This is a genomic window from Amphritea atlantica, from assembly GCA_024397875.1.
In the GTDB taxonomy this organism is placed as follows: domain Bacteria; phylum Pseudomonadota; class Gammaproteobacteria; order Pseudomonadales; family Balneatricaceae; genus Amphritea; species Amphritea atlantica_B.
The window spans coordinates 2,416,591-2,429,172 of the sequence record CP073344.1 but is presented as its reverse complement, the minus strand read 5'-3'; the positions used below and the strand labels follow the sequence as shown (position 1 = coordinate 2,429,172).

At 51.6% G+C, this 12,582-nt stretch carries 13 protein-coding genes; 11 read left to right on the top strand and 2 right to left on the bottom strand.

Annotation, left to right across the window (positions count from 1 at the left end; all coding sequences use genetic code 11):
• Positions 1–11: 11 nt before the first annotated feature.
• The 10 genes from KDX31_11260 to KDX31_11215 all read left to right on the top strand — a co-directional run bounded on the left by KDX31_11260 (position 12) and on the right by KDX31_11215 (position 8,907).
• The gene (locus KDX31_11260; protein ID UTW01941.1) at positions 12–1,364 is read left to right on the top strand and encodes an ammonium transporter; all 1,353 of its coding nucleotides are present in this window, start codon (positions 12–14) and stop codon (positions 1,362–1,364) included.
• Positions 1,365–1,375: 11 nt separating this feature from the next.
• Positions 1,376–1,543: a hypothetical protein gene (locus KDX31_11255; GenBank protein ID UTW01940.1), complete on the top strand. Its 168-nt coding sequence runs from the start codon at positions 1,376–1,378 to the stop codon at positions 1,541–1,543.
• A gap of 103 nt (positions 1,544–1,646) precedes the next feature.
• Positions 1,647–3,029 (top strand): ethanolamine ammonia-lyase subunit EutB, encoded by a 1,383-nt coding sequence (locus KDX31_11250; protein UTW01939.1) that lies wholly within the window; start codon positions 1,647–1,649, stop codon positions 3,027–3,029.
• A gap of 22 nt (positions 3,030–3,051) precedes the next feature.
• Positions 3,052–3,867 (top strand): ethanolamine ammonia-lyase subunit EutC, encoded by an 816-nt coding sequence (gene eutC, locus KDX31_11245; protein UTW01938.1) that lies wholly within the window; start codon positions 3,052–3,054, stop codon positions 3,865–3,867.
• Between the two features lie 288 nt (positions 3,868–4,155).
• Positions 4,156–4,494: a P-II family nitrogen regulator gene (locus tag KDX31_11240; GenBank protein ID UTW01937.1), complete on the top strand. Its 339-nt coding sequence runs from the start codon at positions 4,156–4,158 to the stop codon at positions 4,492–4,494.
• A gap of 9 nt (positions 4,495–4,503) precedes the next feature.
• Complete coding sequence (locus KDX31_11235) at positions 4,504–5,757, top strand: ammonium transporter (GenBank protein ID UTW01936.1); 1,254 nt, start codon at positions 4,504–4,506, stop codon at positions 5,755–5,757.
• Positions 5,758–6,028: 271 nt separating this feature from the next.
• Positions 6,029–6,742 (top strand): peptidase, encoded by a 714-nt coding sequence (locus tag KDX31_11230; GenBank protein ID UTW01935.1) that lies wholly within the window; start codon positions 6,029–6,031, stop codon positions 6,740–6,742.
• A gap of 187 nt (positions 6,743–6,929) precedes the next feature.
• Positions 6,930–7,340 carry a hypothetical protein gene (locus KDX31_11225; protein UTW01934.1) on the top strand — a complete coding sequence of 137 codons (411 nt, stop codon included), beginning with the start codon at positions 6,930–6,932 and terminating at the stop codon, positions 7,338–7,340.
• Positions 7,341–7,748: 408 nt separating this feature from the next.
• The gene (locus tag KDX31_11220; GenBank protein UTW01933.1) at positions 7,749–8,600 is read left to right on the top strand and encodes an NAD(P)-binding domain-containing protein; all 852 of its coding nucleotides are present in this window, start codon (positions 7,749–7,751) and stop codon (positions 8,598–8,600) included.
• Positions 8,601–8,628: 28 nt separating this feature from the next.
• Positions 8,629–8,907, top strand: coding sequence for a DksA/TraR family C4-type zinc finger protein (locus tag KDX31_11215; GenBank protein UTW01932.1), 279 nt, complete (start codon positions 8,629–8,631; stop codon positions 8,905–8,907).
• 79 nt (positions 8,908–8,986) lie between these two features.
• Here the strand turns inward: KDX31_11215 and KDX31_11210 are convergent, their stop codons facing one another.
• Entirely contained in the window at positions 8,987–11,035 is a 2,049-nt protein-coding gene (locus KDX31_11210) for an NADH:flavin oxidoreductase (protein UTW01931.1), read from the bottom strand.
• A 243-nt stretch (positions 11,036–11,278) separates the two neighbouring features.
• Here KDX31_11210 and KDX31_11205 point away from each other — a divergent pair, with 243 nt between their 5' ends.
• Positions 11,279–11,935, top strand: coding sequence for a TetR/AcrR family transcriptional regulator (locus KDX31_11205; protein ID UTW01930.1), 657 nt, complete (start codon positions 11,279–11,281; stop codon positions 11,933–11,935).
• A 20-nt stretch (positions 11,936–11,955) separates the two neighbouring features.
• On the opposite strand, the gene KDX31_11200 is transcribed toward KDX31_11205, so the two are convergent.
• Positions 11,956–12,531 (bottom strand): TetR/AcrR family transcriptional regulator, encoded by a 576-nt coding sequence (locus tag KDX31_11200; GenBank protein ID UTW01929.1) that lies wholly within the window; start codon positions 12,529–12,531, stop codon positions 11,956–11,958.
• Positions 12,532–12,582: the final 51 nt, after the last annotated feature.

The following is a 12,582-nucleotide window of genomic DNA, read 5'->3' as shown; positions in this document are numbered from 1 at the left end:
AGGTTTCAGCAATGGAGCAGACAGCCCCAACACTTGCAGAGTTACAAACTCTGATTGAGATGACGGGCACCATCAATATGGAAGTTTTCTATTGGTGGTGTACCGGCCTGATGGTAATTATCCATGCAGGTTTTCTGGCGTATGAGATGGGTGCATCCCGCCTGAAGAACGCACTGGCTTCCGGTGTGAAAAATATTCTGGCATTCGCCTTTATTATCCCCACCTTCTTTTTCTTTGGCTGGTGGATCTATCTGGCAATGTATAACGGTTTTACCCCGGATTATGAAGCGGCCGCAGCCGGTCTGCCCTGGTCCACTAATATGGGGCCTAACCTGGCCGATAATGCCAGCGGTATCTTCTGGGGAGCATTCGTACTGTTCGCTGCAACGACGGCATCGATTTTTTCGGGTGCGGTGATCGAGCGTATCCGCATGAGTTCCTTCCTGATTCTGGCGATTATTCTGGGGTCTGTTGTCTGGATTCTGGGGGCTTCCTGGGGCTGGCACCCAACCGGCTGGCTGACCGTTGAGTGGGGCTTCCATGACTTTGGTGCGGCAGGTTGCGTACACATGGTTGCTGGTTTCTTTGCGTTGGGTGTCACCATCAATCTGGGGCCACGTATTGGTCGTTTCCTGGCAGATGGCACTGTGGTCGATATTAAAGGTCACAGCATGCCGATGACTATTATCGGTCTGATGCTGATTATCGTGGGTTTCTTCGGTTTCCTCGGTGGTTGTATCATCTATGCAGGCAGCGCTCAGTGGACCACTATTTTCGGTACCCCGGTGACGCTGTCGGCGGTTAGCTTCAATACTCTGATGGCATTCTCCGGCGGTATTATCGGTGCTTATTTTGTGACCCGTCAGCCATTCTGGATGATGTCCGGGGCACTGGCCGGTATTTTCTCTGCGGCCCCGGGTCTGGATCTTTACTACCCACCTCTGGCATTCCTGCTGGGTATTACCGGCGGTGTTGTTGCACCTCTGGCGGATAAGTTCATCACTAAGACGTTCAAAGTGGATGATGCGGTCGGTGCTTTCGCGGTTCACGGTGTTGGTGGTCTGATCGGTATTGTCGGCCTGGGTATCTTTGCCAGTGGTTTCCCGAATGTAATCGATGGTGCGCCTGATGTTTCCTTCACCGGTCAGCTGATGAGTGCCGGGGTTATGGCGCTGCTGGGCTTTGTACCAGGCTTCGGACTGTCCTACGTGATGGCGAAGATGAACTTCCTGCGAGTTCCGCCTAAAGCTGAAGAGATGGGACTGGATATTGTTGAGGTGCCTCTGGAAGCGTATCCGGAATCGGTACCTGCATATTCTTCAGAGATTCCGGCAACTAAAGTGACAGTAACTGCAAGCGCTTAAGGAGAAAGAGTATGAATACAAGTCCGATTACGACCTGGGAAGGTGCTGAAGCATATTTTACCTTTGCTGACAGTCCAACCGCGATGGTGGTTATTCTGGGGCTGGCGGTGCTGGTCACTGCCGGTGCCATCGTTGCCAGTGTTCTTCATGAAAATCACACTTATATCGACTATAAGTAGTGTTATACCGTCCGGGGTCGCCTGAAGCGGCCCCGGACTTTTTTCGGTTATTCAATTTCAATTCCTGTTTATCTGAAAAATGCTTTGTGGAGACCGATCTGTCATGACAGGTTATTCAGCAACCGCAGGTCAGCAGCGCTGGCAGTTTACTGATCTTAAAGATCTTCTGGCTAAAGCAACGCCGCTGCGTTCGGGTGATTGTCTGGCGGGACTCGCTGCGGGCTCTTCACGCCAGCGAGTTGCTGCGCAGATGGCTCTGGCCGACCTTCCACTGAAGACTTTTTTAAATGAACAGGTTATCTCTCCCGAAACGGATGAAGTCAGCCAACTGATTATTGACAGCCATGATCCGCTGGCCTTTGCGCCAGTCTCTCATCTGACTGTCGGTGATTTCAGAAACTGGCTGTTGTCAGATCAGGCCGATAGCGTAACGCTGAAGCGGCTGACGATGGGGCTTACACCGGAAATGGTGGCAGCGGTATCCAAGCTGATGCGGGTGCAGGATCTGATTCTGGTGGCATCCAGGTGTCGCAACGAAACCGCCTTTCGTAACTCTCTTGGGGGTAAAGGGGTTTTATCGACCCGACTACAGCCGAACCATCCGGTGGATGATCCGGCAGGTGTGGCGGCCAGTATTCTTGATGGCCTGATGTATGGTAGCGGCGATGCGGTGATCGGCATCAATCCGGCCACGGATAACTATGCGGCGGTGACCGAACTGTTAAAAATGCTCGACGATATCATCGAACATTACGCCATTCCGACGCAGTCCTGCGTGCTGACCCATGTGACCAATCAGATCGAAGCGATTAACCGGGGTGTGCCGATAGATCTGGTATTCCAGTCGATCGCCGGCACTCAGGCGGCCAACGACAGTTTTGGTATTAATCTGTCGATGCTGGCCGAAGCGAATCAGGCAGCACGTGAGCTGAAGCGCGGCAGTGTCGGCAACAATGTGATGTACTTTGAAACCGGACAGGGCAGTGCACTATCGGCCAATGCCCATCACGGTGTCGATCAGCAGACCTGTGAAGTCCGCGCCTACGCTGTCGCCCGGCATTTTGATCCGTTGCTGGTGAATACGGTAGTGGGCTTTATCGGTCCTGAATATCTCTACGATGGGAAGCAGATTATCCGCGCGGGACTGGAGGATCATTTTTGCGGCAAGTTGCTGGGGCTGCCGATGGGTTGCGATATCTGTTACACCAATCATGCAGAGGCGGATCAGGATGATATGGATATGCTGCTGACCCAGATGGCGGTGGCCGGTATCAACTTCATTATGGGGATTCCGGGAGGCGATGACATTATGCTCAACTACCAGACCACATCCTTTCATGATGCATTGTATATTCGTGAGGTATTGGGTCTGCGTCCTGCACCGGAGTTTGACCGGTGGTTGCAGCAGGTCGGTATTACCCAGGCCTCCGGTCGACTGGCAGACACTATGCCGGAAACCTTTAGTGGCCTGCTGACGAAGCTATAGCGGTCGGTTAAGGAGCTGTGTGATGAATGAGATAACGAAAACGGAGCAACATTCGCCTGTTACTGAAAATCCCTGGCGTCAGCTACGTCGTTATACCGATGCCCGGATAGCTCAGGGGCGCAGCGGGGTGAGCCTGCCGACTAAGGCGCTGCTGGAATTTCAGATGGATCATGCCAGTGCCCGGGACGCGGTTCATATTGCGCTTAAAACCGAAGCGCTGGCTGAGCAACTGAAGTCTGCAGGGTATGATGCCATCACACTGCACAGCCGGGCTGCTGACAGAACTGAATACCTGCAGCGTCCCGATCTCGGAAGGCGGCTGGATCTGCGTTCCGTTGAACAGCTGGAGGAATACCGACAGCAGCATCCGGAAAGTGCCAGTGTCGCCGTTGTTATTGCCGATGGACTCTCCTCGATGGCAGTACAGAGCCATGCGATGGCGATGACTCAGGCAGTATTATCCCGTTTGGAAAACCGCGGGCTGAAAAGTGCACCGGTCACTATTGTTAGTCAGGGGCGGGTTGCGGTGGGTGATGAGGTCGGCGAGCTTCTCGGGGTTGAGCTGCTTATTCTGCTGGTGGGTGAGCGTCCCGGACTCAGTTCACCCGATAGCCTGGGAATCTACTTTACCTTCCGGCCTCAGGTGGGGTTAACCGATGCCCGGCGCAACTGTATCTCAAATGTTCGTCCTGCGGGTATGAGCATCGCAGCGGCAACCGATAAACTGATCTGGCTGATCGATGAATCTCAACGGTTACAGTGTTCCGGTGTTGGCCTGAAAGATCAGTCGGTTTCTGCAACTATTAAGCAAACCCATAAGAACTTCCTGCTGCCCTGATACATATTGTCAGGATGGCGGTTTAACATTTCACACCCCCAAAAACCAGTGACGTCCTCCTCCGATGTCGCTGGTTTTTCGTTTCTACTGCGAATCTATCAGGTCTCTGAATGGTGCATCTCGGCGTGCAGCGTGTTGTTGCAATGCCCTGAAATTGTGCGTCGTTGTTGGGGGGATGTTCTAAATATTCATATAAGTGCATGAATTTAAATAATAAAAATATGTTGGCATGAAAATTACATATTCCTGTTAAGAATATAATATTCTCTATAAAAGACGAGTGAAACGATGAAACTATTAACAGCCATTATCCGGCCGAACATTCTGCAAGAGGTGAGAGAGCCTTTGCTGGCCATTGGCGTGTGTGGCCTTACTGTCACCGAAGCCAGGGGATATGGGCGCCAGCAGGGTCACACCGAACTTTATCGGGGCGCAGAGTACCGTGTCAGTTTTGTACCCAAAATAAAGTTGGAAATCGCGCTTGACGATGCACTGCTGGATCAGGCAGTCGAGGTGATATCCGGGGTGGCCAAAACCGGGCGTTTTGGCGACGGCAAGCTGTTTATTGCAGAGCTTGATCAGGTTTTAAGACTTCGCACCGGTGAGTCCGGTGTATTCGCATTATAGGAGAAACAGATGAGTAATCTACCGATTGAACTGTCATACGCGCTCGACACATTCTACTTTCTGATGTGTACCGTGCTGGTGATGTGGATGGCCGCAGGCTTTGCCATGCTTGAAGCCGGCCTTGTCCGGAGCAAGAACACCGTTGAAATTCTGAATAAGAACGCTTTGCTTTATGGTATCGCCTGTATTGCCTATCTGTTGGTGGGTTACAACATTATGTATCCGGCTGATCCGATCAGCCCGTACATCCCCGGTCTGGAGTTCCTGCTGGGTACCGACAACACAACTGAAGCCGTGATTGCGGGTGGCGATGACGCCCCGTATTACTCCAGCATGGCCGACTTTATCTTCCAGGCGGTATTTGCTGCAGCAACCATGTCGATTGTTTCAGGTGCAGTGGCTGAGCGGATGCGCCTCTGGCCATTCCTGATTTTTGCGGTAATTATGGTCTCTGTTATCTACCCGGTAGAGGGATACTGGAAATGGGGTGGTGGCTTCCTGGATGAGCTGGGTTTCCAGGATTTTGCCGGATCAGTTGTCGTTCATATGGCGGGTGCCGCAGCAGCACTGGCGGCGGTAATCCTGGTGGGACCACGGAAAGGTAAGTATGGCCCTAACGGTGAAGTACGGGCAATTCCCGGTGCTAATCTGCCGATGGCGACGCTGGGTATGTTTATCCTGTGGATGGGGTGGTTCGGGTTCAATGGCGGTTCTGAACTCAAAATAGCGAATGTTGAAGAGGCCAACGCGGTTGCTAAAATATTCGTTAATACCAACGCAGCCGCTGCTGCAGGTATGGTGGTGGCAGCCCTGTTTGCCCGTGCTTTGTTCGGTAAGACCGACCTGACAATGACCATTAACGGTGCTTTGGCGGGGCTGGTTGCGATTACCGCAGAACCACTGCTGCCGGATGCGGGTACGGCTTCACTGATCGGTGCCGTGGGTGGCCTGGTTGTGGTGGCTTCAGTACTGGCACTGGATAAGCTCAAGCTGGATGATCCGGTTGGTGCAATTTCGGTGCATGGTGCTGCCGGTATCTGGGGGATTTTTGCGGTACTGATTAGTAATGCTGACGCAACCTTTATGGGCCAGTTGATTGGTACGGCAGTCACCTTTGCATGGATGTTCATCGCTTCTTTCATCGTGCTGCTGCTTATTAAAGCCGTCATTGGCCTGCGTGCCAGCGAGGAAGAGGAGATGGAAGGTATGGATGTCTACGAGTGTGGTATGGAAGCTTATCCGGAATTTACGTCAGGTAAATAACCTTATATAGGATTCAGTCACGCTTTTGAAAAGCCATCTGTTTGTCAGCAGGTGGCTTTTTTGTATCTGTGCGTTTCGATTTCTGGTGATTACGCCTGTTGCTGAATAAAGGCAGAGGCTTATATTTTTTCTCACAGATTAAATAAATAATATTTCTCCGCTATAAAACTCATATAATCATCAGCATCACCCAAGCCTGGTCACTGCGGTCAGGCGAATTTAAGCGGTGCAGCACTTTCGTCCGGTATAACAGGTTATTTAGGAGAAGATAGTGACCTATTGTGTGGGTATCAGAACAAACGAGGCAACCATAATGATTTCTGACTCCCGCACCAGTGCCGGGGTGGATAACATTAGTACCTATAGCAAAATGTGGCGCTATGGTATTCCCGGTGCGCGCCAGTTTGTCATCTGCAGCGCGGGAAATCTGGCCACCACCCAGGCGGTGATCACTGCGATTGAACGGGATATTAAGAACACAGCAGAAACCAGTTTGCTGACCGTTACTGATATGCATCAGGCGGCTGAATATATCGGAAACATCAGCGCTGTGGTTCAGGAAAAGGCCGGCGGCGGGGCTGTTTTTGAAGCGACTTTTCTGCTGGCCGGGGAAATTCTCGGGTCGGTCAGCGGTCTCTATATGATCTATGCGCGGGGGAACTTTATTGCCAGTTCGCGTCAGGTGCCGTATCTGCAAATCGGTGAAATAAAATATGGTAAACCTATTCTGGACCGGGTGATTCAGGAAAGCACCACGATTGACCGGGCGATTGTTTGCGGCCTGATATCGATGGATGCCACGTTGAAAAGTAATCTGACGGTGGGTCCTCCTATTGAACTGTATATTCTTCAGCATGGCAGCCTCTCTTTAGGACGTTACCGCTCATTCGGCGAGGAAGATGAATATATGCGTGACCTGCGTAAACTCTGGAATAAAGAGATGGAAAGCGCTGTGGATGCTATGCCGAGGTTAACGCTGAGTTGATAGCAGAACCCCTGTTACCGTCACAACAAAAAATGCAGCCACCGGGCTGCATTTTTTGTATCTGGAACGGCAAAACACTGCTTCAAGTCAGGGTTTTGCCGCAGAAGTTGAGTAAACTGAGTAGTTGTTTACAGAGGCAGACAGACGTTATTGCTATCAATGCAACCGTCCTGATTGAGGTATCCAGATGAAAATAGCAGTCGCCAGCAGAGATGGAATTTCGGTCGCCGGGAATATAAGTAAGTGTAAGAGTTGGATGATTTTTCAATCAGACGCTGTCGGGTTTGGGCTGATGGATCAGCGGCAGATAAAGCTGGTAGAGATGATCGTGTTACCCAGAGAACAGGTGTTCCAGTACTACCTGGATGATATGCCTCACCCGTTAGCGGACTGTGATGGGGTCGTTGGCGCCAGTGCCGATGATGGTTTTGTCAGCCGGATGGCTCTGCGGGGTATCAATGCCATGTTGACGACTGAAGCGGATCCGGTAAAAGCGGTTGCTGATTATCTGAATGAGCAGATGGCTCCGCCGAAGTCCCGACCGATTAGCGGGCGGGTGAATAACGTCCGTAGTACGCTCGCTTCACATAACGGTTAAGGGTTATCTGCGGCGGGAAGCCCTGAGTTTTACCATTCCGAGACTCTCTTTCCGGGCTGTTCCATAGCTTTGGCTGCTGCCGCGCTCTTTTTTCCGATCTATTTTTCAGAGCTATTTTTCCGAGTTATTATTAAGAGTAGCTTTTTCTGTTGCTCTTCTTTTAAGGCGCTTTATTTTAAGATGCCTTATTAAAAGTGCTTTGTTCAAAGTACTTTTTTTAAAGTTTCTTTCCTTAACTGTTGTTTTAAACCTTCAGTTAAAATACCTCAGTTTTACCCGGTCGCTAAGCGAAAAATATCGGTCGTAAAGACCGCTACCAATCAGTAAAGATACGCTAGAATGGAGGTTATCTCTTGCTGTAGCGATCGCTGCACCCGCTTTATGTAAATTGATGGAGAGTGAAGCGCTATGACCCCAGATTTTTGTATCGGTATTATTGGTGGCACTGGTCAGCTTGGCTCCGCTATTGCACATGGATTGCTTCGCAACCGGTTTATTGCACCCGAGCGGCTGTGGATCTCCAGTCGTTCGAATAATGTCACCGCTTTTGCGTCTGAGGAACCCACAACCGGGTCAGCCGAATCAGGTGCGGCAATTCAGTTTACGACCTGCAATCAGGATCTTATAGACCACTGTGATGTTGTGATTATTGCGGTACCGCCACCGCTGCTAGCGGCTCTGGATATCAACGTAGAGTCACACAACGGTGTGCTTATCTCCGTGATTGCGGGTGTCACCATTGCGCAGCTGCAGCACTACACCGGGGCTAAGCGGGTGATACGGGCGATGTCCAATCCGGCGGCGGGAAAAGGGCTGGCTTACTCTCCCTGGTGTGCCAGCAGTGAGGTGACTGCTGAAGATCGTCGGGCGACTCTGGCGTTGTTTAACGCGGTTGGGCAGACCGATGAAGTCACGAGTGAGGATCAGATTGATCAGTTCACCGCGCTGATCGGTCCGGTGCCGGGGTTTGTCGCCTATTATGCTGACTGTATGGTGGACTATGCCGTTAACGCCGGTATTGATCCGCTAATCGCGGAACGGGCGATACGTCAGCTTTTTCATGCCAGCGGTGTTGTGCTGGCTACCGCAGAGGCTTCGCCAGCGGAGCAGGTTAAGGCTATGATTGACTATGCAGGGACCACCGCAGCGGGGTTAAATGCGATGCAGGCTTCACCACTGGCCGATGCTATCGCAGAAGGGCTGGAAGCCGCTTACAAAAAAGCACAGGTCATTTCGTCTACTGATCAGTCTGGTCAGTAAAGCGGGCCGTTTTATATAAGGTATTTGTATGGCAGGTGGCTGGGCGCGTGATGGCGCCGTTCAGGATCAGATTGATGCCAGTGTTGAAGATGCAGTCGCACTGGCCCGTAGTCGCTTAAATGCGGGCGCCAGTGTGGCTGAAAGCTTAACCCACTGTGAAGAGTGCGATAACCCTATTCCAGAGAAACGTCGCGAGGCGATCCCCGGTATCCGCCTGTGTATCAAATGCCAGGCTGAAGCTGAAAAGCAGCAGCTTAGTTCGGGAAGTATTAATCGCCGGGGCAGTAAAGACAGCCAGTTAAGGTAGCCCGTCTGAATCCCTGAAACGTGTCTCTGAAATCGGGGCAGGTTTAACATCTCAGTGAATAACCTGCCCCTCTTTCGATTCAGAGATCTTTTACCAGCCGTAACGCATCGTAGATTGCCGCATGGGTATTGCGCGCCGATACGGCATCGCCGATACGGTATAAGCGGAATTTACCTTCGCTGTTTTTTTCCAGCGTCTGGGGGCTGCCAGCAATCAGGTCGCTATAGTTCACTTCGCCCAGATTAACGGAGTGGGGTTTTAGATCGAAATACAGGTCGTCCAGCGGCAGGGTGCCGTGGTTGATCACCACCTGATCGATCCGGCGGCTCTGACTGAAATCGCGGCTGCCGTCATCGTAGTCACTGCCGACGGTAGCCACCAGATCATTGCCGTCACGGGTCACCGAGTGCAGCCGGTAGGTGACCGTAAAGGTGACCTCCTTTTGCTGCAGGGTGCGCATATACGGTACCAGGTTCATCGCCATCACCTCTGGAGCAAAGCTGCGATCCGGCGTCATAATTTCGACTCTGGCGCCGCTGTTGGCGATGACCTCCGCCGCCTGCAGCGCCGCGTGGTCACCGGCATCATCGTACAGCAGCACATTGGTGCCGGGCTTGACGCTACGGGAGATAATATCCCAGGTCGAAACCACCAGTTCATTGCCGCTATTCAGTACTTCGGTATCAGGCAGACCACCGGTAGCGATAATCACTTCATCGGGATCTTCCGCTAATACGGTGTCGGCTTCGGCATAGGTATTGAAGTGGAAGCTGACGCCCATCGCTTCACACTGCTGCATACGCCAGTCGATAATACTGATCATCTCATGGCGGCGGGGGCTCTGGGAGGTCAGAAGAATCTGGCCACCGGCATCACTGGCGGCTTCAAAAACGACCACTTCATGGCCTCGTTCTGCGGCGACCCGCGCGGCTTCCAGGCCTCCGGGGCCGGCACCTACAATGACAATCTTTTTACGCTGCTGTGCTTTTTGAATCTCGTGCGGCATGCTGAGTTCACGGCCGGTGGCGGCGTTATGGATACAGAAGGCCGCACCGCCCTGATAGATCCGGTCAAGACAGTAGTTGGCGCCGACACAGGGGCGAATACTGTCCTCTTTGCCGGCGATGATCTTGCGCACGATATGGGGATCGGTCATATGCGCCCGGGTCATACCCACCATATCGACCTTGCCGCTGGCGATAGCATAACGTGCGGTGGCAACATCGGGAATCTTCGCCGCATGGAAGACCGGAAAGTCGGTTGCCGAGCGGATCTCACCGGCAAAATCCAGATGCGGTGAGTTACGCATCCCCTGAATCGGGATCACATCGGTCAGACCGGCATCGGTGTCGATGTGGCCACGCACGACGTTGAGAAAGTCGACCATGCCACTGTCTTTCAGGCGTTGAGAAATTGACAGACCGTCATCAGCGTTCAGACCTCCCGGCAGCATCTCATCGCCGGTATAGCGCAGGCCGACAATAAATTCATTACCCACTCTTTGGCGGATCGATTTCAGCAGATCGAAGGTAAACCTGAGACGGTTATCCAGGTCGCCTCCGTAAGGCCCCTCCAGGGTATTGGTCAGGGGGGACCAGAACTGATCCATCAGATGACCGTAAGCCTGCAATTCTATGCCATCCAGGCCAGCGGCATACATGCGTTCAGCGGCGTCGGTGTAGTCTTTGATGATGCGATCGATATCCCAGTCTTCAATCTTTTTCGGGAATGCTTTATGCGAGGGTTCACGGTGATGCGATGGCGATACTGCCGGTAACCACTCGCCTTTATCCCAGCGGGTACGGCGCCCCAGATGTGTCAGTTGAATCATCACTGCCGTGCCATGCTCATGACACTCGTCCGTCAGATCTTTCATCCAGGGCACAATTTCATCTTTATATACCAGCAGGTTATCGAATACCGGTGGACTATCCAGCGAAACTGCAGCAGAGCCGGCGGTCATTGTCAGCGCGACCCCCGCTTTGGCCCGTTCAACGTGATAGGCACGATAGCGTTTTGTCGGCATGCCGTTTTCTGAGTAGGCCGGCTCATGAGAGGTGATCATAATACGGTTACGCAGACGAAGATGTTTGAGTTGATAGGGTTGCAGTAGTGGATCGTTGGACATTTCAGCCCCTCCGGTTAAGTTCACAATGACTCAGTAGAGTAAAAAATAGCTATAATGTACATACATGTCAATTAATTGTTCATTGGTGTTTTTTGGCTGTATCTCTCTTGCAAAAATGATTCTGGCCAGAGAAAAAACGCGCATAAAAGTCGATTGGTTTACATCGCTTCGACACTTATGTACATTTCATCAGCGTGGCCGGGCTATCCGGCTGTGTCAGAACAGAGGAAATATCCGCACCCTATGAGTAGTGAAAATGAAACTAACAGTGCTGAAACGCCCGCAGCCAGCGGGTGGCGTGGCTCGGCGGACCTCTGGTTACAGGCTGCCTACGATACTGTGATCGAGACCGGGGTTGATGCTGTGCGTATTCAGCCGCTGGCTAAAAAGCTGAAGCTGTCCCGTACCAGTTTTTACTGGTTTTTTAAGGATCGTAATGAGCTGCTCAATGCCTTACTGACGATGTGGCGGGAAAAAAATACCGGTAATCTGGTGGCTCAGTCGGAGGCCTATGCTGAGACGATTGCCGAAGCCATTCTGAATGTATTTGATTGCTGGTTGAGTCAGGATCTGTTTGATTCCCAGTTTGAATTTGCTGTCCGCAGCTGGGCACTGCAATCCGCCGAGGTAGCTGAGCAGATCGGTCTGGCAGATGAGACCCGTCTGGAGGCATTGCGGCAGATGTTTATCCGCTTCGGTTTTGATCCTCAAAAAGCCGATGTTCGCGCGCGCACCATCTATCTGACCCAGATCGGTTATATCTCAATGAAATCCGATGAAGATATCTCTACCCGATTGCAGCGGATCTCTGACTATGTCGAGATCTTTACCGGGCAGACGCCTGAATCCCGCGAACTGGAGCGCTTCTATGCGCGACATAAACAGGCAGGGGACGACTGAACATCGGGTTCTGAGGGAGTTTATATCCCTCCTAAAATCAAACGCGCTTGCTGGCGGCAGGATGATAAAATCTGCTGTACCTGTTGTTTATCCTCAATGGTTCTCGAAACCGCTACAGCACCGATGATCATTGATGTGAGCGAGAGAACATCCTGCGCATCTTTAACGGCGTCTCTGCCTGCATAGTCCAGAATCAGTTGATTCATTCTGCTATATACCTGGGCATAGGTTTTATTGGTTTCTTTATCCCGGGAGACGATATCGGTTGCCAGAAAAGCCAAAGGGCAGGGTCTTTCTCCATACACATGTTCAATACTCAGATAGCCATCCAGCAATACGCTTAGCCACTCGCGGGATGATAGTCCTTCAGGTTTTATATCTGCGAGTTTGCTGTTTGACGCGGCAAACTTCAGCGCTTTTTTATACAGTTCTGATTTACTTCTGAAATGTCCGTAAAAAGCACCACGGGTTAATGAGCAGTCCTGCATCACCGTATCCACCGTAACGTTGTCAAAGCCTTTGGTTGAAAATAACCGGTAGGCGCTTTGCAGAATTTTCTCTCTGCTTTTCTGTTTATGTTCACGTGAGTAAGGCATGCCGAATTTAATCCATGGAAAGCTAAATATGATCTTTATCATATATAGATT